Here is a 21,808-nt window from a genome sequence, read left to right on the forward strand (position 1 = left end):
TTCACGGCGTTTCGGGTTAACGCCTCCGCCGTCACGGTTAGCGCCGGTTTCTGCGCGTATTTGTGCCATTCACCCCCGGAACCTTCCCGGTTCCGGGGTTCATGGCCTCCCCCGTGCCGAACCGAAACAAATGCAGTTGAAGGAATAGTCCGTGCAGTTCCGCCAAAAGGCACTTTCCAAGCTGCAATCGCCCGAAGAACTCGACGTCCCCGTACGCTTCGCGCGCCCGCAGGGCCGCCTGGTGCTGGTCGTCACGGTCGTCGTCATGGCGATCGCGGGTTTCTGGGCTCTCACCGGCACGGTGTCGTCCAAGCTGAGCGCGCCCGGCATCCTCACCCGGGCCGAGGGCAGTTACCTGCTGCAGAGCCCGGTCGCCGGACAGGTGACCGACGTCCTCGTCGAGGAGGGCACCTCCGTGTCCGCCGGGACGGCGCTCCTCACCGTCCGTACGGAACAGGGCGACCGGCCCGTGCGCGCGGTCGCCGACGGTCGGGTGACCACACTCTTCGCCAGGATGGGTTCGGTCGTCACGACCGGCGCCGACGTGGCGACGGTGGAGCGGGTGACGCGTCCCGACGATCCGCTGGTGGCGATGGTCTACGTACCCGGCGACAGCGCGTCGACGATCCAGGTGGGCGCCGCGGTCGACCTGAACGTCCAGTCCGTCCCCCGGAGCCGGTTCGGAGTGCTGCGCGGCCGTGTGAAGGCGGTGGGCCGCGCACCCCAGACGCAGGCGCAGATCGGCAACTTCCTCGGCGACAGCGGGCTCGCCGCCCAGTTCTCCCGGCAGGGCAATCCGATCGCGGTGCTCGTGACGCTGGAGCGTTCCACCGCGACCAAGTCCGGCTACGCCTGGTCCTCCGCGGACGGTCCCCCGACCACCATCGACTCCGGTACGCCGGTCACCGGCGCCGTGCATCTCTCCGCGCAGCGCCCCGTCGACTGGCTGCTGCCGTGAGCGCCCGCAGGGAGACGGCCCAGGAGTCCGAGGGGACCCGGGCCCGCTCACGTTCGCGCTCCTCGGCCCGTCGGCTTCCGCCCGCCGAGCGCCGTCGCCGACCCACCCCCAAGGGCAGGAAGCCCCGGACCGTCCGCACCCCCACCGTGCTCCAGATGGAGGCCGTGGAGTGCGGCGCCGCCGCCCTCGCCATGGTGCTCGGCCACTTCGCCCGCTTCGTGCCCCTGGAGGAGCTGCGCATCGCCTGCGGCGTCTCCCGTGACGGCTCCCGGGCGAGCAACCTCCTGAAGGCGGCGCGTGGTTACGGGCTCCAGGCCAAGGGGATGCAGATGGACCTGGCCGCGCTGGCCGAGGTCAGCGCTCCGGCCATCCTGTTCTGGGAGTTCAACCACTACGTCGTCTACGACGGCATGGGCCGGCGCTTCGGCCGCAGGGGCGTGTACGTCAACGACCCCGGCAAGGGTCGCCGGTTCGTCCCCATGGACGAGTTCGACACCAGTTTCACCGGCATCGTCCTCACCTTCGAACCCGGTGCCGGCTTCCGCCGCGGCGGTCGCAAGCCGGGCGTCATGAGCGCCATGCCCGCCCGCCTGCGCGGTACGGCGGGCACGATGGCCGCCGCCGTGATCTCCAGCCTGCTGCTGGTGGCCGTCGGCGCGTGGGTGCCCGCGCTGAGCCGTACGTACATCGACATGTTCCTCATCGGGAGCCAGACCTCCCTGCTGGGCGTCCTCTTCGTGGCGATGGCGACCACCCTCGTCCTCACCGCGACGCTCACCGCGGTGCAGCAGGCCAATCTGCTGCGCGGCCGGATCATCTCCTCGACCCTGGGCAGCGCCCGCTTCCTACGGCACCTGCTCAGGCTGCCCATCAGCTTCTACTCCCAGCGCAACCCGGCCGACCTGGTGCAGCGCCTGCAGTCCAACGACGCGGTGGCCGAGACCCTCGCCCGCGACCTGGCCGCGGCGGGCGTGGACGCCGTCGTCGTGATGCTCTACGCGGTGCTGCTGTGGACGTACGACCCGCAGCTCACGGTCGTCGGTGTGCTGATCGCCCTGCTCAACGTGGTGGCCATGCGGGTCGTGATCCACCTGCGGGCCACCAACACCCAGAAGCTGCGCGCCGAGAGCGCCCGGCTGACCAACACCTCGTACAGCGGACTTCAGCTCATCGAGACGATGAAGGCCACCGGCGGCGAGAACGGCTTCTTCCGCCGCTGGGCCGGGCAGCACGCGATCACGCTCGACGTCCAGCAGCGGCTCGGGATGCCCAGCGCGTGGCTGGCGGTCGTCGCCCCCACCCTGGCCGCGCTCAACAGCGCGCTGATCCTGATGATCGGCGGTCTGCGGGCGGTGGAAGGCCATCTCTCCGTGGGTCTGCTCGTCGCCTTCCAGGCCCTGGTGACCAGCTTCACCGCGCCGATCACCCGTCTCAACGGCGTGGCCGGTCGGATCCAGGACTTCGCCGCCGACGTCGCCCGCCTCAAGGACGTGGAGAACTTCCCCGTCGATCCGCTCTACACACGGCGCGAGCCGGCCGCCCGCACCCGCCGGCTCAAGGGCCATGTGGAGCTGGACGACATCACCTTCGGCTACAGCCCGCTGGACGCCCCGCTGCTCAAGGGCTTCTCGCTCTCGGTCGGCCCCGGTCAGCAGGTCGCGCTGGTCGGCGGCTCCGGCAGTGGCAAGTCCACCGTCTCCCGGCTGATCTCCGGCCTCTACGCCCCGTGGGAGGGCGCCATCCGCATCGACGGGATGCGGCTGGAGGACATCCCGCGCAGCGCGCTGGCCGCCTCGGTCTCCTTCGTCGACCAGGACGTCTTCCTCTTCGAGGGCACCGTCCGCGACAACGTCGCGCTGTGGGACCCCTCCGTCCCGGACGAGGCCGTGGTCGCCGCCCTGGAGGACGCCGCCGTGTACGACGTGGTCGCCCGGCGTCCCGGTGGCATCCACAGCCGCGTGGAGCAGGACGGCCGCAACTTCTCCGGCGGCCAGCGCCAGCGTCTGGAGATCGCCAGGGCGTTGGTGCGCCGGCCCAGCGTCATGGTCCTCGACGAGGTGACCAGCGCCCTCGACGCGGCGACGGAGCAGCTCATCATCGACAACCTGCGGCGCCGCGGCTGCGCCTGCGTGGTCATCGCGCACCGGCTCAGCACGGTGCGCGACAGCGACGAGATCGTCGTGCTCGACCGGGGCACGGTCGTGGAGCGCGGACGGCACGAGTATCTGGTCGCGGCGCAGGGCCCGTACGCAGAACTGGTCAAGGAGCCCTGAGGTGACGTTCCCTCACCAGCCCACGGTCCACGACCCCCACGTGGTCCAGGACCACCACCCCGCGGTCCACGGCCACGACGCGACGGTCGCGGGCCACGACCCGGCGATCGTCGGCGGGCAGCACACCGGGGGTGTCCACGACCCCGTCGTCGCGGCGCTCGGCGGACTGGGTTCGGCCGTCGACTGCACCGGGATGCGCAGCGTCTCCCTCGAAGGCCCGCACGTGCTGTGGCTCGTCGTCGACGGCGCCATGGACCTGTTCGCCGTCGACAGCGCCCAGCTCGGCCCCTGGCACTTCCTGGGCCGGCTGGAGGCGGGCACCCTGCTGCTCGGTCCGGTCGAGGGCCCCGAACACACCCTCATCGGCCGCCCGCTGCAAGGCTGCCTCCTGCGCCGAGTCGAGCTGCGGGAGCTGTCGTTCCCCGCCGGCCAGTGGGCGGCGAATCAGTGGACCGGCGAGCAGATCCCGTACGGCGCGGTCGAACCCCAGTTGAGCCCTCTGGAGCACGCCTTCGCGCTCGGCATCGGCCGCGGTCTGCGCGTGCTGTACCAGGCACCGCTGGGCGGCCCCGCGACCACGACCGGACAGGCCGGGGCGGACGACGACATCCTCTGGATGCAGATCGTCCCCGGCAGCGTGCAGTACGGCGCGGCGTACGAGGGATACGGAGGGTACGGAGAGGACACCGCCGGCACTCTGCTCGTCGACCAGGCGATGTGGCACGGCATGGTCGACCAGCAGTACCGGCTGCTGTACGCCCTGGACACCTGGATCGAGCAGCTCGAGCGCGCCCACGAGGACCGTACGGCGGCCGGGATCGAGGCCGGCGAGGCGGCCCGTACGCAGGCCGACCAGGCGCTCCTCGACTCCATCGGCCGCTCCGGGAAGGGGTCGCGCGGTCGCGCCGGCGACGACGCGACCTACGCCGTGTGCCGGCTGGTCGCCGACGAGGCACGGATCACCCTGTCCGAACCGACCGACGCGGGCGCCGCCTCCGCCCGTCTCGACCCGGTCGAGCGCATCGCGCTCGCCTCGCGGATCCGCACCCGTGCCATCAAGCTCGGCGGCAAGTGGTGGCAGGAGTACGGCGGGCCCCTGGTCGGCTACCGCGAGGAGGACGCGACCCCGGTCGCCCTGCTCTGGCGGCGCGGCCGGTACGAGGCCGTCGACCCCGCCACCGGCGAGCGGGAGCGCATCGGCAAGGACAACGAGGAGTACTTCGAACCGCGCGCCGTCATGCTCTACCGCCCCTTGCCCGACCGGCCGCTGGGCCTGCCGTCGCTCCTGCGCTTCAGTGTGCGGGGCACCCGCACGGAGCTGCGGAGTCTGCTGTTGGGCGGGCTGGTCGCGGTCGGCCTGGGGGCGCTGGTTCCCATCGCCACCGGCAAGGTGCTGGGCGAGTACGTGCCCAACGCCGAGAACGGCCTCATCGTGCAGACCGCGCTGGCGATCCTCGCGACGAGCGTCGTGTCCGCCGCGTTCATGCTGATGCAGAACGTCTCCATCCTGCGCATGGAGGGCCGGATCGAGGCCACCTTGCAGCCCGCGGTGTGGGACCGGCTGCTGCGGCTGCCGACGAGGTTCTTCGCGGGCCGTTCCACCGGCGAACTGGCCAGTGCGGCCATGGGCATCAGCGCCATCCGCCGCGTGCTGTCCGGCATCGGCCCCGTCGTCGTCCAGGCGGGCACCGTCGGCACGATGAACCTGGCGCTGCTGCTCGTCTACAGCGTGCCGCTCGCGCTGGCCGCGCTCGCCATGCTGCTCGCCATCGCGGCCGTGTTCCTGAGCCTGGGGCTGTGGCAGCTGCGGTACCAGCGGCAGCTGATCAAGATCGGCAACAAGCTCAACAACCAGGCGTTCCAGACCCTGCGCGGCCTGCCCAAGCTGCGCGTCGCCGCGGCCGAGAGCTTCGCCTACGCCGCGTGGGCCGACGAGTTCGCCCGCACGCGTGAGCTGCAGCAGAAGGTCGGCCGCCTCAAGAACGTGGTCGCCGTCCTCAACGCGGTCTGTCTGCCGCTGTGCACCCTCGTGATGTTCATGCTGCTGGCCGGACCGGCCCGGGGCTCCATGTCCGCGAGCGAGTTCCTCACCTTCAGCACCGCCGTGACGATGATGCTGTCCTCGGTCACGCAGCTGACCGGCGCGCTCCTGTCGGCGGCCGCCGTGCAGCCGATGTTCGAGCAGGTGAAGCCGGTCTTCCGGGAGACGCCGGAGGTACGCGGCTCCAGTACCCCGCCGGGCGAGCTGAGCGGCGCCATGGAGGCGCAGAACCTCTCCTACCGGTACTCCGACGACGGCCCGCTCGTCCTCGACGACGTCAGTTTCCGCATCCGGCCGGGCGAGTTCGTCGCCATCGTCGGGGCCAGCGGCTGCGGCAAGTCGACGCTCCTACGGCTGCTCATCGGCTTCGACAAGCCGATGTCCGGCAGTGTGCGCTACGACGGTCAGGATCTGGCGGCGCTCGACCAGGCGGCCGTGCGCCGCCAGTGCGGCGTCGTCCTGCAGAACGCCCAGCCCTTCTCGGGCTCGATCCTCGACTGCATCTGCGGCACGGAGCCGTTCCCGCTCGAGGACGCGTGGGCGGCGGCCGCGATGGCGGGTCTGGCCGAGGACATCAAGGCCATGCCGATGGGGATGCACACCATGCTGTCCGACGGCGGGGGCACCATCTCGGGCGGTCAGCGTCAGCGGCTGATGATCGCCCAGGCCCTCATCCGCAGGCCCCGCGTCCTCTTCTTCGACGAGGCCACCAGCGCGCTGGACAACGAGGCCCAGCGCGTGGTGATCGAGTCCACCCGCGCCCTGAACGCGACCCGCGTCGTGATCGCCCACCGGCTGTCCACGATCATGGACGCGGACCGCGTGATCGCCATGGCGGACGGCCGGATCGTCCAACAGGGCACGCCCGCCGAACTGCTCGCCGAGACGGGCGGCCTGTTCCACGAACTGGTCCGCCGCCAACTGCGCTGACCGGGCCCGTTCCTAGGAGCCGACCGCGAGTTCCCAGTCGAGCTCCCACAGCCGCACGGTCCCCTCCGAGTCGCCGGACAGCGCGAATCGCCCGTCGGGGTCAGCGCCACATCGTTGATCCGACCCGAGTGTCCGGTGAGGACGGACAGGCAGCGACCGGTGCCGGTGTCCCAGACCCGTACGGCGCTGTCCCGTCCGCCGGACACCGCGAAACGTCCGTCGGCGGTGAGCCGGACCACCGTCGCCTGTGCCGGTTGCTCGTCGAGGACGCGCAGGCAGTCGCCGGTGGCCGCGTCCCACAGCCGGACGGTGGGGTCGCCGTGCGAGCCGCTGGACAGGATCCGGGTGCCGTCCGCGCTCAGGCACACGGCCGCCACCGGTCCGTGGTGGCCGCTCAGGACGCGTACACACGCTCCGCTGTCCAGGTCCCACAGCCGGACCGAGCCGTCGGCCCCGCCGGAGAGCAGAAGTCGGCCGTCGGCGCTCAGCGAGAGGGCCGTGAATCCGCCGGTGTTCGTGGTGAACTTGCGGACACAGCGTCCGGTGGCCAGATCCCAGACGCGGAGCACCCGGTCCCCGGTGGCCGTGACCGCGGTCCGCGCGTCGGCGTCGAGGCACACGGCCGTCATGCGGTGGCCGTAGCCGTCGGGCAGGACGAGCGGGCTGCGGCCCGTCTCCAGGTTCCACAGCCGGGCCGGTACGCCCTGGTCGCGGCTCGACAGCGCCCATCGGCCGTCGTCACTGACCTCGCCCCACCGCTTGTCACGCCAGCCGTCGAGCCGACGCCGCCGCAGCGTCTCTCCGGTACCGACGTGCCACACCCACACCTCGTCGTCCACGACCGCGGTCACCCGCTGTCCGTCGCCGCTCAGTCGGAGGAGTCCGACCGTGCGCGCCGGCCCGGGATTGGGCAGGGGGATGCTTCGCGGACAGCTGCCGTCGGTCAGGTCCCAGAGGCGTACGGCGCCGTCGGCGTCGGCCGAGACGGCGAACCGCCCGTCGGCGTGGGCGTCGACCGCGTTACCGGGGCGTACGACGTGCCACTCCCCTGATTCGGACATATCGTTCGTTCCGTTGGTCTGTCCCCCTGGAGGTACGAGTGTCTGAGCTCATCGTCATCGGATACGACGACCCTGAGGTCGCGCAGAACGCCTTCGCGACGGTCCAGGACCTCCAGCGCGATTACGTGGTCCATCTGAACGGCCTCGCGGTGGTCTCCGTGGACGCGGACGGCGATACGCACGTGGACACGACGAGCCGCATCGTGGGCGCGTCCGCCACGTCCGGGGCGGTGTGGGGCGCGATCTTCGGCCTGCTCTTCATGCTGCCCGGGGTCGGACTGCTGACCGGCGCGGCGGTCGGCGGGCTGATCGGCAAGCTGAGCAAGTCCGGTCTCGACGACCGGTTCCGGCAGCAGGTGAAGAACCTGCTGAAGCCGGGTTCGGCGGCCGTGGTGATCATGGCGTCGAAGCTCACGGACGACAAGTTCACGGTGGCCATGCAGCCGCACGGCGGCACGGTCCTGAAGACCTCGCTGAGCGACGCGGACGAGAAGGAACTGGCCGAGCAGCTCGCCGGCCCCCAGTAGCGGCCGGCCCGCCGGGCCCGCCCCGTCGTGGAGGCGGGCCCCCGGCGTGTCAGAAGTCGACGGCGTCGCGGATCAGAGGACAGGTCATGCAGTGCCCGCCACCGCGTCCCCGGCCGAGTTCCGCACCGACGATCGTGATGACCTCGACGCCCGCCTTGCGCAGCAGCGTGTTGGTCTGGGTGTTGCGGTCGTACGTGAACACGACGCCGGGTTCGAGGGCGACGGCGTTGTTGCCGCTGTCCCACTGCTGGCGTTCGGAGGCGTACACGTCGCCGCCTGTCTCGATCACCCGGAGCCCGGGCAGGCCGAGTGCCTTGGCGACGACGTCGACGAAGGGCGCGGTGCCCTCGTCGGTGACCTCGACGCCGGGGGCCTTGTCGCCGGGCCGCAGGGAGAAGGTGTGGACCGCGTCCATGATCTTCGGGTGGAGGGTGACGATGTCGCGGTCGGCGAAGGTGAAGACGGTGTCGAGGTGCATCGCGGAGCGCAGCTTCGGCATCCCGGCGACGACGACGTGGGTGGCGGCGCCGTCGGCGAAGAGGGAGGCGGCGACCTGGGTGATGGCCTGGCGTGAGGTGCGTTCGCTCATGCCCATGAGGACGACGCCGTTGCCGACGGGCATGATGTCGCCGCCCTCGAAGGTGGCCTGGCCCCAGTCCTGTTCCGGGTCGCCCCACCAGACGGTGGCGTCCTTGAAGTCGGGGTGGAAGGTGTAGACGGCCTTCATCAGGAGGGTCTCGCCGTGGCGCGCGGGCCAGTACAGCGGGTTGAGGGTGACCCCTCCGTACAGCCAGCAGGTGGTGTCGCGGGTGTAGAGGGTGTTGGGCAGCGGCGGCATCAGGTACTCGCGCACCCCGGTCGCCTCCCGGGCGAGGGCGACGTACCCCGAGCGGAACTCGTCGGGCAGATCGGTGGTCGACAGGCCCCCGACGAGGTACTCGGCCAGCCTGCGCGGGGCGAGGGAGTCGAGGAAGGCGCGGGTGTCGTCGAGGAGGCCGAGGCCGACCTCGTTCGCGATGATCTTCCGGTCGAGCAGCCAGGCCTTCGCCTCGGGGATCGCCATCGTCTCGGTGAGCAGATCGTGCAGTTCGACGACCTCGACGCCGCGCTGGGTCAGCTTGTTGACGAAGTCGGCGTGGTCGCGCTGGGCGTTCTCCACCCACATCACGTCGTCGAAGAGCAGGTCGTCGGCGTTGGTCGGGGTCAGTCGGCGGTGGGCGAGGCCGGGCGAGCAGACCAGGACCTTGCGGAGCCTTCCCACCTCGGAGTGGACACCGAGGCTGCGCGGGGAGGGGGTGGTGTCGTTGCCCGTCATGATGCGTGCGCCTTTCCGGAGGAAGCTGCGGGTGCGGGTACATGGGTGGGGCGACCGGTCAGAGCTCGATCCAGCCGGCGGCGAGAGTGGCGATGCCGACGCCGGCACCGACGATGGAAACGGCACAGAGGGCGGCCTCGGCCGGGGAGAACGGGCGCCGGTTCTGTTCGCGACGGGCCTTGACGAACAGGAACGTGGACGGCGCGTACAGGATGAAGGAGACGAGGACGAACTTGAGCCCGGCCGCGAAGAGGAGGAAGGCCGTGTAGACCGTGGCCAGAACGGCCACGACCAGCTCCCGCCTCGTGCTCCGCCCCACGACCTTCTCCCGCTGCGGCAGCAGCGCGATCTTCACGGCGAACGCGGCGGCCAGCAGGAACGGGATGAGGCTGAGCGCGCTGGTCAGGTCGAGGGCGAAGTTGAACGCGTCGTCGGAGAAGGCGGTGACGACGAGCACGATCTGGCTCAGGGAGGTGGTCATCAGCAGCGCGGGTGCGGGTACGTCGTCGCCGATGGAGCGCCCCAGGAAGCGGGGCATGTCCTTGTCCTTGGCGGCGACGAAGAGCACCTCGGCGGCCATCAGGGTCCAGGCGAGATAGGCGCCGAGCACGGAGATGATGAGGCCGACGCTGACGAAGACCTTGCCCCAGGTGCCGACAGCGGCCTCCAGGACCCCGGCCATCGACGGCTGGCGCAGCTCGGCGATCTCGCTCATCGGGAGGATTCCGTACGACACGATGGTGACCGAGGCGAAGATCGCGAAGACGCTGAGGAAGCCGAGGACGGTGGCCCGCCCGACGTCCTCCCTGCGCTTGGCATGCCGGGAGTAGACGCTGGCGCCCTCGACCCCGAGGAAGACGAAGACGGTGGCGAGCATCGTCCCGCGGACCTGGTTGAACAGGGAGCCGGCGTAGTCGGCGCCGCCGAAGTTGTCGGCGAACACGGACGGTTCGAAACAGACGAGCGCCAGGATGATGAAGACGATGATGGGCACGAGCTTGGCGACGGTCACGATCCTGTTGATCGCGGTCGCCTCCTTCACGCCTCGCCGGATGAGGAGGAAGAAGGCCCACAGGCCGACGGAGGAGAGGACGATCGCGAGGGCGGTGTCACCGTCGCCCAGCGCGGGGGCGATCGCGCCGATCGTCGACATGATGAGCACCCAGTACGTCACGTTCCCCACGCACGCGCTCGCCCAGTAGCCGAAGGCCGAGAAGAAGCCCAGGTACTCGCCGAAGCCCGCCTTCGCGTACGCGTACACACCCGCGTCCAGGTCCGGTCGGCGCACCGCGAGCGTCTGGAAGACGAAGGCGAGCATCAGCATGCCCACACCGGCGATCGCCCAGGCGATGAGCGCCCCCGCGACCCCTGTCTCCTGCGCGAACCGTCTCGGCAGCGAGAACACGCCGGCGCCGACCATGGACCCGACGACCATCGCGGTCAGCGTGAGGAGGGTCAGCTTGGCGACGGGTGGGGATCCGCCGCCTGGGGAATCCGTGCTCGTGTCCGCACTTCTCATTGCCCACATCCTTCATGGACGGGTTGGTTCGAGCACTCCGGTTGGTGCGATCGGGGGACGACGGCGCACGGCCTCCCGCTCCCTCTCGAAGCGGCACGGTGGCCTAGAGTTCCCCTGTGCCGTCGTACAGCATTGGGCAGGCAGCGCAGCTGCTCGGAGTCAGTTCGGAGACCGTTCGCCGGTGGGCCGACGGTGGGCGGCTGCGTGTGGACCGGGACGGCGCGGGCAACCGGGTGATCGACGGGGTGAGTCTGGCCGCCTTCGCCAAGGAGCGGGGCTCCGGGGTGTACGCGGTGGCGGACGAGGAGGTCTCCACGTCCGTGCGCAACTCGTTCGTGGGGATCGTGACCTCGGTCCGGGTCGATGACGTGGCCGCGCTCGTGGAGGTCCAGTCCGGTCCGCATCGGCTGGTGTCGCTCGTGACGCGGGAGTCCGTCGAGGAGCTCGATCTCGACGTCGGGGTCACCGTCACCGCACGGGTGAAGTCGACGAACGTCCATGTCGACCTGCGCTGACCGCGCCATCACACCTTCCGCCGCGCCAGGTAGACGCCGGTCGTCGCGGCGAGCACCGTGACGCAGGCGGTGAAGATCAGCCCGGCGGCGTCCAGGCCCACCCACATCGTCAACGCCCCCACGCCCACCACCGGCAGGGAGATGCCCGTGTAGGCGACGACGAAGAACGAGGAGATCGTCGCCGCCCGGTGAGCGGGCGGGGCCGCGTCGCCGACGGCGGTGAGGCCGGCTCGGAAGGAAAGGCCCTGGCCGAGCCCGCCGCAGGCCGCGCCGGCCACCAGGAGGGGCAGCGCCTCCGCCCAGAGGGAGGCGCCGACGAGCAGGAGGCCGAGCACCAGGACCAGGCAGCCCAACGGCAGCGCGGCGCTCACCGGCAGCTTCCCGGTCAGCGACTGACCCACCGTCGAGGCGAGGAAGACCGAGAAGACCACGACGCCGGAGACCGCCAGGTTGGTGATGTCGAGGGTCTGGGCGACGAAGCTCGGCGCCACCGCGGTGAACAGGCCGAGGAGCGAGAACCCGGCGAAGGCCGCGAGCGCCGAGGGGGTGAAGACACCGCGTACCTGGGGCGGAACGTACAGGCCCGGCGGCCGGGGCCGGGTCCGCAGACGGGCGTGGGCGACCGTCTCCGGCAGGAACAGGACGATGACGCAGGCCACGCAGACCAGCCCGAGGTGGACCAGGAACGGCAGCGTGAGCGGCATCGGCGCGTACTCGGCCAGCAGGCCGGACAGCAGAGGGCCGCAGCCGAGGCCGCCCATGTTCGCGGCGGTCGCCGCGAAGCCCGCGCGTGACTTCCGCTCCGGTCTCGCCAGCTCCAGCACGGTGACCGTGCCCGCCCCGCTCAGCAGCCCCGCGGAGAAGCCCGACAGCAGCCGCCCGGCGAAGAGGAACGGCAGACCGCCCTCCAGGAGGAAGCACCCCGCGCTCGCCGCCGCCAGGCCCAAGGCGCAGAACAGGACGGGGCGGCGCCCCGCCTCGTCCGAGTAGTTGCCGACCAGCAGCAGCGTGGCGATCACCCCCACCGCGTAACTGGCGAAGATCACCGTCACCATCAGCTCGGAGAAGCCGATTTCCTCGCGGTACAGCCCGTACAGCGGTGTGGGCAGCGTCGTACCGGCCATGCCGATGGCGAAGACCGCCGCCGCCGACTTGTAGCCCGGGCGGCTCCCGCGGCGCGAGGTGGTCGTCGTCATGAGGTGCTCACCCCGCCCCGTGCCAGCGCGAACACACCGAAGACGATCAGGCCGACTCCGAGCAGCTCCGGCAGGAGCCACCACCCGCCCCGTACGTGTTCCTCGTACAGCAGCACTCCCAGCATGAGACTCACCGTGGCGTCCCCCAGGGTCAGGGCCGGTTGCGAGGCGACGAGCGGCCCGCCCTGCATGGCGTGTTCGAGCAGCAGAAGGGCGGCGATCCCGGTCAGGCAGAAGGCGTAGGTCTGCCAGGTCGTCAGGAACGCGCCCAGGCCACCGTCGTCGAGGATGTGCATGGCCGCCTTCATCAGGGCCGCGGTGAGCGCGTAACAGATCGCCGTGGCGGCGCCCAGGCATCCGGCGCGGGCGCGGCCGGGTGGCTTGCGCAGACCGGCCGCCGCGAGCACCAGCACCGCGGCGCAGCTCACCGCGAGCGCCGGAATCCAGCGCTCCAACTCCACATGCGTACGGTTCCCGCTGGGCGAGGCCGCCACGAGCGCGATGCCGAGCCCCACCACCACCCCTGCCACGGCCGGCCAGAGCGCCTTGGGCAGCCGCTCCCGTGTCATCAGCGTGGCGATCAGCAGTGCGAGCGGCAGTTCGAGCACGAACAGCGGCTGTACGAGCGACAGCGGGCCGGTCGCCAGCGCCGCCGCCTGCCCGACCCCGGCCGCGATCACCGCGAAGATGCCGGCCAGCCACAGCGGCCGCCGCAACAGATCGAGGATCAGTCCGGGCCGGAAGGAATCGGACTGGGGGACGGTGAGCGCGGCCCGGCGTTGAAGCACCGTGGCGAGCGCGTTGCTGAACGCGGCGAACGTCGCGAACACGACCGGCAGGACGATGCCCATCCCCCGATACTCACCGGCAGGGGCCGACGGCCGCCGTGACGACACCGGCCGGGGCCGGGCGTTCTCCCCGTATTCGCCCGTCCGGACGCCCCGGCCCCCGAACTCGGGCGAATGTCGGGGCGCGGGCGTGGCCCGCCGCGTTCCCGGTGGTACGTCGTTGGCCATGCAGCAAGGCACACCACCGACGGTGGTTCCGTTCCTCCGCACCGCCGCCGCCTACGCATGGCGTCTGCTCGTCGTCGGAGCCGCGGTGTACAGCCTGTTCGCGCTGCTCGGACGCTTCCACGAGATCGGCGTGGCGGTGTTCCTCGGTCTGGTGATCACCGCTCTGCTGCGCCCGGTCGCCGATCTGGCCGCCCGCGGGCTGCCCCGCCCGCTGGCGGTCGCCCTGACCCTCCTCGGCAGCATCGCGCTCGTCCTCGGCGTGCTCGCATTGGTCGGCGAGGCCGTGGAGGGCGAGCGGACGACGCTGGTGCGCGAGTTCCGGGACGGCGTCGAACGGATCGAGTCCTGGCTGGAGCAGCCGCCGTTCCGGCTGAACCCCGATGCCCTCTCGAACGTGCAGGCAAAGATCGAGCAGTATCTGTCGAGCCACCGCTCGACACTGATCAGCAGGGCGCTGAGCGGAGCACATCACCTGGTGGCCGTGCTCACCACACTCGCCCTGGCGCTGTTCTGCTCGGTGTTCTTCATCCACTCGGGAGACCGTCAGTGGACCTGGCTCCAGAAGCAGTTGCCGCGGTCGGTACGGGGCCGCGTCGCGATCGGCGGCAGCGCGGCCTGGCGCACCTTCACCGGCTACACCCACGGGATCGTGCTGGTGGCGGCGGTGAACGCGACCCTCGTCGGTCTCGCGCTCTGGCTCCTCGGGGTCCCGCTGGCCGTCCCGCTCGCCCTGCTGGAGTTCATGGCCGCCTTCGTCCCGCTGATCGGGTCGCCGGTCGCGCTCGCGGTCGCCGCGATCGTCGCACTCGCCTCGCAGGGCCCGGTGGTGGCGGCGATCGTGGTCGGCCTGATCGTGGTCATCGGCCAGATCGAGGGGCATCTGCTGCACCCGCTCGTCATGAGCTGGGCGGTGCGACTGCACCCCCTGGTGGTCGCGATCTCGGTGATCGCGGGGACGATCGCGGCGGGCATCGTGGGTGCGGTGGTGGCCGTGCCGCTGGTGTCGGTGATCTGGTCGGTCCGCACGGCGCTCCGCGAGGCGCACGAACCGGAGAACGACTGAGCCTTCGCACGGCAGGGCCCGGGCCCACGGCTCCTGCGGTCCGGAGGGCGCATGGACGGCACCGGTTTGGATAGGGTGCCGGACGACAACGGGGTTCTGTGTGGGAGATACGAGTTGATGAGCGGTCAGCAGCCCGGCCATGGCGACGCGTCACGGATTTTCCAGCCGCTGGCCGGGGACGACCCGACCACCGTCGCGGGCTACCGCCTGGCCGCCAGGCTCGGCGCCGGCGGCATGGGCAAGGTGTACCTGTCGTACACGCCCGGCGGGCGAGCGGTCGCCATCAAGGTGATCCGGTCGGAGTTCGGTGACGATCCCGAGTTCCGGCGCCGGTTCGCGCAGGAGGTGAAGTCGGCGCAGCGGGTGCAGGGGCTGTTCACCGCGCCCGTCATCGACGCCGACACCGACGGCCAACGGCCCTGGCTCGCGACCGCGTACGTGCCCGGGCCCTCGCTCGCCGACGCCGTCGTCGCCCACGGGGCACTGCCCGTGGAGACGGTCCTGCTGCTCGTCGCCGGCATGGCCGAGGCCCTGCACGTCATCCATGGCGCGGGCATCGTGCACCGGGACCTCAAGCCGTCGAACGTCCTGCTCGCCGCCGACGGCCCCCGCGTCATCGACTTCGGCATCGCCTACGCCGCCGACGCGACCTCGCTCACCGGCAGCGGCGTCACCATCGGCACGCCGACGTTCATGGCTCCCGAGCAGGCGGAGGGCGGCCGGATCACCCCGGCCACCGACATCTTCGCGCTCGGCCAGGTCGCGGCGTACGCCGCGACGGGGGTACCGGCGTTCGGCGAGGGGACCTCGCACGGCGTCCTGTACCGGATCGTCCATCAGGAGCCGGATCTCAGCGCGGTGCCCGAGCGGTTGAGGGAGCTGGTCGGCCGCGCGCTCGCCAAGGACCCCGCAGCGAGGCCGTCGATCGCCGAGATCATCAGCCTGTGCCAGGCCGCGAACGCCGAGACGGTGCTGCGCCGCCCCGAGGACTGGCTGCCGGGCACGGTGGCCGCCGACATCACCGTACGTACGGCTGCTCCCGCCCCTGCCGCCGACCGGACTCCGCCGCCTCCGGGCTACACCCCCACGGCACCGGCCACGCCGCCGCCCACGGGCTACACCCCCACGGCGCATGCCGCTCCGGCCCCCGGCTACAGCCCCACCGCGCACGCCACCCCGCCGCCGACGGGCTACGCCCGGACGGGGCATGCCACCCCGGCCCCCGGCGTTCCCGGGCCGGTCCCGGCACCGACCCCGGCTCCCGGGTACGCCTACGCGCCGACGCACACCGGCCCGCACGCCACGCCGTTCCCCGGCGCGCCCCTGCCGCCCGGGCCGCGTCCGCCGGCGGCGCGCAAGCGGGGTCCGGTCGTCGCCCTCGCCGCCGCGCTGGTCTTCGGCATCGCCGCGGGTGGCACGGCGTACGTGCTGCTCAAGGAGAAGGGCCAGGCGACGAAGAGCAGCGGTTCGACGCAGGGCGGCAGCTCCTCGCAGGGCGGGCAGGGCGGCGCGACCACGGACGCCGGCGCCAAGCCGAGCTCCGAGCCCAGCACCAAGCCGGAGCCGAAGCCCTCCGACTTCAAGGGCATCAACCTCACCGCCGGGTACCACCTGACGCTCGGGGACGAGACCGTCCGGCCGCAGGACGGCGAGGACGGCGGGTACGAACTCTCCTACGACACCGGTGGCTATCTGGACGCCGAGAGCTCGGGCGGAAGCCTCGTCCTGCTCGACCCCGGCCAGGAGGGGTCGCTCGCCGTCTGCCGCGCGGACACCCGCTTCACCGAGAACGTCGATGTGAAGATGCTGTCGCCCGGGCGGCAGGTCTGCGTCACGACGGGCACGGGACACATGGGCCTCGTCACGGTCCGGGGCTTCTCGGCCGAGGACTCCCCCAGCAAGTACATGACCCTGGACCTGACGGTGTGGCGCAACGCCGCCCAGACCTCGGGCTGAGGTCTCAGTCGGTGTTCCCCGCCGCGTCGACCAGCTCCGCCAGGGCCGTGGCGAGTGCGTCGAGGCCCGGCCCGGCGGGGCCGCCCGGCTCCTTCATGTAGACGTCGCGGCGGATCTCGACCATCAGCGCGCTCACGCGCGTGTCCCGGCCGTAGTGCTCCAGCGGCACGTACGTTCCCGCGAAGGGGCTGTCCGTCCCGACCCCGCCGAAGCCCCGGAACGCCGCCCGCGCCGCCGCGAGGAGCGCGGGCGGTGTGTGGTGGCGGTCCGTACCGAGGCAGATGGGCGGGCGGGGACCCGCACCGTGCAGTTCGTACGGCAGGGGCTCGGTCGGGTACGAGTGCACGTCGATGATCACGGCGCGGCCCACCGTGGTCAGCCGATCGGCGACGGCGGCGGTCATGGCCCGCGCGTAGGGCTCGAAGTACCGGTCCAGGAGCGGGCGCGCGTCGAGGCCGGCCGGCCGCAGCTCTGCGCGGTGCGTGGTCCGTGTGTACACCGCGCCCATCCCGACGGCGATCATCTCCTCCCGCTCGTCGGGGAAGCGCTCGGGGTCGACGACCAGCCGCGAGAGCCGGTTCACGAACCGCCAGGGGGTCGTGGCGGCGGCTCCGGCGGCCAGGTCGGCGATCCGCTCGGTGTGGGAGTCGGTGATGTGGTCCAGTTCGCGCGCGAGCTCCTCGTCGTCGAGCACGATGCCGTCGCGCACGTCCGGGGGCAGTTCGCGCGAGGAGTGCGGCACATGGAGGAGTACCGGGGAGTCCGGCGCTCCGGGGAGGAGCTGGAAGGAGGGCGGTGCGTCGGTCATGGGCGGTCCTTCGCTGTACGGCGTCGATGGCTGGTGACGTGTGGCTCGTGTCTTTCGACACCAGCATGATCAACGGCATGCGGGGAGGGGCGTCCTGGCTGAAATAGAATGGCCGTGTGACCGAGAATCTTCCGCCGTGCCCCCGATGTTCCAGTGCGTACACCTATGAGATGGGCGCGCTTCTGGTCTGCCCGGAGTGCGGCCACGAGTGGTCCGCCTCCGCCGACTCCGCCTCGGGCGCCGCCGGCGGCGAGAAGGTGATCAAGGACGCGGTCGGCAATGTGCTCGCCGACGGCGACACCGTCACCGTGGTCAGGACGCTGAAGGTCAAGGGCAGCCCGAGCGGCATCAAGGCGGGCACCAAGGTGCGCAACATCCGTCTGGTGGACGGCGTGGACGGGCATGACATCGACTGCAAGGTCGACGGGTTCGGCCCGATGCAGCTCAAGTCGAGTGTGGTCAAGAAGGCCTGACGCCTCATCGTCCTTCGGACCGGACGGCGCCCGAGGCCAAGGAGCCTCGGGGGCGCCGTCCGGTCCGTAGGGTCGGCTCCGCGTCAGGGGACGTCCCGTACCGAGCCCGTGAACTCCGGGCCCTCGTGCGGTTCCCCCTCCGAGTCGTACCAGGTCAGACGGGTCCGCAGAGACTCCGTCGGCTCGCTCACCGCGTCCGTGACGGTCGGCACCTTCACAACGGTGCTCGTCTGCCCGGCGGGGACGTACACGGAGACGTACGGCTCCTCCCACAGCCCTGAGAGCGGCACCGGCCGCTCCGGCAGCTCACCGAAGTTCTCCTCCAGCCAGCTCCGTTCGACATCCGCGGTGGACAGCTCGGCGCCACCGGAGACCGGCAGGAGGGCGAGCGAGCCGCCCACCTCCACGTCGGCGGCCTCGGAGAGGCTCAGCCGCCAGGTCAGCGGCTTGCCCTCGGCGACGTCGTCCGCGACCGGGGTCAGCGTCAGGGCCGGCATCGCGTCGTCGTTCCGGGCGGTCACGCCGCCGCGATGGGAGCCGACGGCCGCGCCCCGTACCGCCTTCACGGACACGTCCCGCGAGAAGTCGTAGCCGTAGCGGGTGTTGCCCTTCACCTCGACCGGCACGTCGATGGCCTGGCTTCCGGGGCGTACCGTCACGATCCGGGAGGTGATCTCGTCCGTGCCGGGCTCGGGGACGAACACACGGACCTGACCGCTGCCCTGGCCCGAGACGCGGACCGGGACCCGGTAGGTACGGACGCCGGAGTCGCCCTCGTCGACGGTCAGCCGGCCGATGTCGACGCGGGGCATGGTGGCGGGGCGGGCCTGCGGAGTACCGGGGCGCCAGCCCCAGGCGTCCATCAGCCACGCGCTTCCGGAGCCGCCCCGCGGGGTCAGTTCGAGGGTCGTGACCCGCTTCAGGTCCAGGCCCGCCCGTACCGCGGCCGTCAGCGGGACGCGGAGCTCACGGGCCCAGTGGGATGTGGTCCGGTCACTGCCGGGGAGTCCGTCGACCTGCGCCCGGCCGAGGTGCGCCCGGCGGCCGGAGGCGTCGACGAGCGTGACGTCGAGGCGCGTGCCGGCGGTGTTGGGCGGCACGATGACACGCAGGGCCAGCGCCTCGGATCCCTGCAGGGACACAGGTCGGGCGGAACGGACCGTCACCGCGGAACCCGCCCCGGCGGCCGGCCACTGGAACGCGACGGCGTCGCGGCCCGGCTCGGGCGTCGCCTCCCAGTACGCGAAGTGCGGCGACCGGCCGCCCGCGTCGGGCGACAGGCAGGCGCGGTTCGGGTCCGGGTCGATCTGCGCGCACACCCGGCCGCCCGTCACGGCGGTCGAGGGTCCGGGCAGGAATCCGGGGGTGCGGTGCGCGCCGACGGCGTGGCTGAGGACGCGCGCGGGGCCCGCCGAGGGCGCGCGCCGGCCGGAGCCGTCGAGCAGCGGGCGGACGCGGTCGTCGCCGGCGACGAACAGCCGGGCCGCGGCGGCGATGTAGGTGGCTCCCGCGGTCTGCTGCTGCGGGGCGGTCAGGCGGGTGCTCGTGCCCGGTGAGCACACCGGGTCCGGGGTGTCGCCGGCGTAGAAGTCGTCGTCGGCCGGCGCTTCCGCCTGGCCAGGGGTCCACTCGCTGTTGAAGAAGTTGTGGTTGGCGCCGACCATGTACACCGCGCTCTGCAGCGCGGAGCCGCGGCTCACGCCGCGCGTGCCGTCGACGTACATCTGGCCCTGGAGGTCGGAGACGTCGCCGTCGCAGCCGGGCAGGATCGTCATCGAGGGGACGTCGGGGGCGGGGTTCTGCCCGAACAGGGTGGGGCCGATCAGCACGTTGCCGCGGATGGTCCAGCGCACCGGGCCCCGGTGGCCGTCCTGGTCGGCGGGCGGCCGGTGGAGGCTGTCGAGTGCCGCGCGGTTGACGCCCTCGCCGCCTCGGGAGTGGCCGACGAGCAGCACGCGGGAGAGGTCGGCGGGCGCGGAGGCGCGTACGGCGGCCGGCGCGGAGGCCCGGTTCGCCGCCCAGTCCGCCCAGCGGGCCAGGTGCTGCCGCACCAGCGACGAGCGGGCCTGTGCGCCGGCGTCGTCCACGCTGTGGTCCTGCGCGTTGATGCCGTTGGCGGAGATGGAGACCGTCACATAGCCCTGGGAGGCGAGCAGCTGCTGGGCGCGCAGATAGCCCTTGTGGCTGGGGACGGGCCGTGTCCCGGGCGGGCAGGGCCAGGAGCCGTTCAGTTCGCCGCCGCCGTAGCAGGTGGAGTGCCGTCCGTGCAGGAAGAGCGCGAGCGGCCGCTTCCCCGGGGCGCCGGCCGGTCCCACGACCGTCGCCTGCATCTCGACGGGTTCGGCGAATCCGGGCAACCGGATGGATTTCAGGGCGTATTCACCGCTGACGGTGCGGAAGCCGCCGGGGACTCCGGGATCGACCCCGTTCGCCGGGAGCGGGGCTTCCGGGCTCGCCGACGGGGAGCGCAGTCGCGCGCCCGGGGAGGCCGAGGGCGGTGCGCCCGCGTCCAGACGGCGGCCGCCGGCCAGCACCTTCAGCTCGGCCGGGGAACCGATCCGCAGGCCGTCGGCCTTGAGCCGGTGGCCGCGCCCGTCCGGCGTCGGCGTGGGACGGCCGAGCAGTCGGTCCCCGGTGTGGAACTCGACGCGGGCGTCACCCATCGGCACGGGGACGGAGGGCGTCCAGACCAGTTCCCGGCCGGGGCCGGTGCCGGTCAACCGCCAGCCCTCGGGGAGGTCTCCGTCCTCCCCTCGCTCTGCGGCCCTCGGCGTGGAACCGGGCCCCGGTTGGGCGTACGCGGGCGCTGCCGTGGCCAGCGCGAGTAACGCGACGGCCGCGGTCACCGCACGTGTGACACGTATCAAAGCGGACTTCCTCACCCTCGGTCTCGTCGGGGCGCCTCGGGAGACCCGGACGCCCCTCTCGTCACCGGAGGACGGCAACTCACCGCCGTGGGTTGCCTCATGAGGCGGGCCGAGAGCGGAGGACATGGAGATCGCGTGGAATCCGGCGCACGGGGGTAGGCCCGCACAGGACTCTTGTTATACGTTCCGTCTAACAGCTTGCTAGACGCCATGTCTAACAAGCGTGGTGGCGCTCGGCGGCCTTCGGTCTCGTCACACGGGAACGGGAAGGGACGAAGCCGGCCGGCGTCGGGTCGAACTCTCTCGATTCAAGGAGCCGCACCATGGCAAGCAGCACCGTACGGCCGGAGAGCCGGGACCGGCGCGCGGAACAGGACGTCGCCCGGCGGCTGCTCGACTCGGCCGCGAAGCTGTCGTACGACCCCCTCGTCGAGGTGGACTGGGACACCCCTCTGGACAAGGACTTCCACGGCGCGAGCCCCGAGTGGAGCACGCTCTACGGCACGGCGTACTGGAGTGAACTGACCGACGCGCAGCGCAAGGAGCTGACGCGGCAGGAGGCCGCGTCGGTGGCCAGCACGGGCATCTGGTTCGAGATGATCCTCCAGCAGATGGTGCTGCGGGACATCTACGCCAAGGACCCGACCTCCGCGCGGTTCCAGTGGGCGCTCACCGAGATCGCCGACGAGTGCCGGCACTCGATCATGTTCGCCCGCGGCGCCGCGAAGCTGGGCGCGCCCGCCTACCGCCCGCGCCGGGCGGCGGTCGAGCTGGGCCGGGTCTTCAAGACGGTCGCCTTCGGCGAGGCGGCCTACGCGGCGATCCTGGTCGCCGAGGAGGTCCTCGACGTCATGCAGCGCGACTGGATGCGGGACGAGCGGGTCGTGCCCTTCGTCCGGACCATCAACAACATCCATGTCGTCGAGGAGTCGCGGCACATGAAGTTCGCCCGCGACGAGACCCGCAAGCGACTGCGGCGCGCGGGCCCGCTGCGCCGGCAGCTCAACGCTCTGGTGATCGCGATCGCCTCGTACGTCATCGTCACCAGCATGGTGAACCGCGACGTGTACGCGAACGCCGGCCTCGACACCCGGCGGGCCGTCACCGAGGCCCGGACGAACGAGCACCACCGGTCGCTGATGCGGTCCAGCTGCTCGGGCCTCATGGAATTCCTGGCCTCGGCCCGTCTGCTCACCCGACCGGCGCTCTTCTTCTACAAGCGCGCCCACCTGATCTGACGCCTCACCCACCGACCCACCGACCCGCCGACCCGCCGACCCGCCGACCCGA

General features: G+C 71.7%; 15 protein-coding genes and 1 pseudogene. 9 read left to right on the forward strand and 7 right to left on the reverse strand.

Annotated elements, in window-relative coordinates:
* Window positions 1-151 precede the first annotated feature (151 nt).
* The 3 genes from ACFVZW_RS09460 (at window position 152) to ACFVZW_RS09470 (ending at window position 6,202) form a co-directional block, all read left to right on the forward strand.
* On the forward strand, window positions 152-958 hold the full coding sequence (locus ACFVZW_RS09460; RefSeq protein WP_384519101.1) for an HlyD family efflux transporter periplasmic adaptor subunit: 807 nt from the start codon (window positions 152-154) through the stop codon (window positions 956-958).
* Window positions 959-1,113: 155 nt separating this feature from the next.
* Window positions 1,114-3,231 carry an NHLP family bacteriocin export ABC transporter peptidase/permease/ATPase subunit gene (locus ACFVZW_RS09465; RefSeq protein ID WP_384519170.1) on the forward strand — a complete coding sequence of 706 codons (2,118 nt, stop codon included), beginning with the start codon at window positions 1,114-1,116 and terminating at the stop codon, window positions 3,229-3,231.
* Between the two features lie 106 nt (window positions 3,232-3,337).
* Complete coding sequence (locus ACFVZW_RS09470; RefSeq protein ID WP_384519172.1) at window positions 3,338-6,202, forward strand: NHLP bacteriocin export ABC transporter permease/ATPase subunit; 2,865 nt, start codon at window positions 3,338-3,340, stop codon at window positions 6,200-6,202.
* A 179-nt stretch (window positions 6,203-6,381) separates the two neighbouring features.
* On the opposite strand, the pseudogene ACFVZW_RS09475 reads toward ACFVZW_RS09470, so the two are convergent.
* Window positions 6,382-7,263 (reverse strand): annotated as a pseudogene (locus tag ACFVZW_RS09475) (WD40 repeat domain-containing protein); the annotation flags it as partial.
* 38 nt (window positions 7,264-7,301) lie between these two features.
* On the opposite strand from ACFVZW_RS09475, the gene ACFVZW_RS09480 reads away from it, so the two are divergent.
* Window positions 7,302-7,790, forward strand: coding sequence for a DUF1269 domain-containing protein (locus ACFVZW_RS09480; RefSeq protein WP_384519104.1), 489 nt, complete (start codon window positions 7,302-7,304; stop codon window positions 7,788-7,790).
* Window positions 7,791-7,839: 49 nt separating this feature from the next.
* On the opposite strand, the gene ACFVZW_RS09485 is transcribed toward ACFVZW_RS09480, so the two are convergent.
* Window positions 7,840-9,105, reverse strand: coding sequence for an arginine deiminase (locus ACFVZW_RS09485; RefSeq protein WP_384519107.1), 1,266 nt, complete (start codon window positions 9,103-9,105; stop codon window positions 7,840-7,842).
* 58 nt (window positions 9,106-9,163) lie between these two features.
* Window positions 9,164-10,624: a basic amino acid/polyamine antiporter gene (locus ACFVZW_RS09490; RefSeq protein ID WP_384519110.1), complete on the reverse strand. Its 1,461-nt coding sequence runs from the start codon at window positions 10,622-10,624 to the stop codon at window positions 9,164-9,166.
* Window positions 10,625-10,740: 116 nt separating this feature from the next.
* On the opposite strand from ACFVZW_RS09490, the gene ACFVZW_RS09495 reads away from it, so the two are divergent.
* A complete protein-coding gene (locus ACFVZW_RS09495) occupies window positions 10,741-11,139 on the forward strand; it encodes a molybdopterin-binding protein (protein WP_383553406.1) in 399 nt (132 codons plus the stop codon).
* An 8-nt stretch (window positions 11,140-11,147) separates the two neighbouring features.
* Here ACFVZW_RS09495 and ACFVZW_RS09500 read toward each other — a convergent pair whose 3' ends face one another.
* Complete coding sequence (locus tag ACFVZW_RS09500; RefSeq protein WP_384519113.1) at window positions 11,148-12,335, reverse strand: MFS transporter; 1,188 nt, start codon at window positions 12,333-12,335, stop codon at window positions 11,148-11,150.
* On the reverse strand, window positions 12,332-13,186 hold the full coding sequence (locus ACFVZW_RS09505; protein WP_384519115.1) for a DMT family transporter: 855 nt from the start codon (window positions 13,184-13,186) through the stop codon (window positions 12,332-12,334). The genes ACFVZW_RS09500 and ACFVZW_RS09505 overlap by 4 nt, the downstream gene beginning before the upstream one ends.
* 163 nt (window positions 13,187-13,349) lie before the next feature.
* Here ACFVZW_RS09505 and ACFVZW_RS09510 point away from each other — a divergent pair, with 163 nt between their 5' ends.
* Together ACFVZW_RS09510 and ACFVZW_RS09515 are read left to right on the forward strand one after the other, a co-directional pair.
* Window positions 13,350-14,414: an AI-2E family transporter gene (locus ACFVZW_RS09510; protein ID WP_384519116.1), complete on the forward strand. Its 1,065-nt coding sequence runs from the start codon at window positions 13,350-13,352 to the stop codon at window positions 14,412-14,414.
* Window positions 14,415-14,531: 117 nt separating this feature from the next.
* Window positions 14,532-16,370, forward strand: coding sequence for a serine/threonine-protein kinase (locus tag ACFVZW_RS09515; protein ID WP_384519117.1), 1,839 nt, complete (start codon window positions 14,532-14,534; stop codon window positions 16,368-16,370).
* A 4-nt stretch (window positions 16,371-16,374) separates the two neighbouring features.
* Here ACFVZW_RS09515 and ACFVZW_RS09520 read toward each other — a convergent pair whose 3' ends face one another.
* A complete protein-coding gene (locus tag ACFVZW_RS09520) occupies window positions 16,375-17,178 on the reverse strand; it encodes an N-formylglutamate amidohydrolase (RefSeq protein WP_384519119.1) in 804 nt (267 codons plus the stop codon).
* Between the two features lie 116 nt (window positions 17,179-17,294).
* Between ACFVZW_RS09520 and ACFVZW_RS09525 the strand changes: the two genes are divergently transcribed.
* On the forward strand, window positions 17,295-17,651 hold the full coding sequence (locus ACFVZW_RS09525; RefSeq protein WP_384519120.1) for a zinc ribbon domain-containing protein YjdM: 357 nt from the start codon (window positions 17,295-17,297) through the stop codon (window positions 17,649-17,651).
* An 83-nt stretch (window positions 17,652-17,734) separates the two neighbouring features.
* Here the strand turns inward: ACFVZW_RS09525 and ACFVZW_RS09530 are convergent, their stop codons facing one another.
* The gene (locus tag ACFVZW_RS09530) at window positions 17,735-20,518 is read right to left on the reverse strand and encodes a hypothetical protein (protein WP_384519122.1); all 2,784 of its coding nucleotides are present in this window, start codon (window positions 20,516-20,518) and stop codon (window positions 17,735-17,737) included.
* Between the two features lie 323 nt (window positions 20,519-20,841).
* Between ACFVZW_RS09530 and ACFVZW_RS09535 the strand changes: the two genes are divergently transcribed.
* Window positions 20,842-21,756 (forward strand): diiron oxygenase, encoded by a 915-nt coding sequence (locus ACFVZW_RS09535; protein WP_384519124.1) that lies wholly within the window; start codon window positions 20,842-20,844, stop codon window positions 21,754-21,756.
* Window positions 21,757-21,808 lie beyond the last annotated feature (52 nt).

It is taken from the genome of Streptomyces sp. NPDC059567, from assembly GCF_042735655.1.
Taxonomy (GTDB): Bacteria; Actinomycetota; Actinomycetes; order Streptomycetales; family Streptomycetaceae; genus Streptomyces.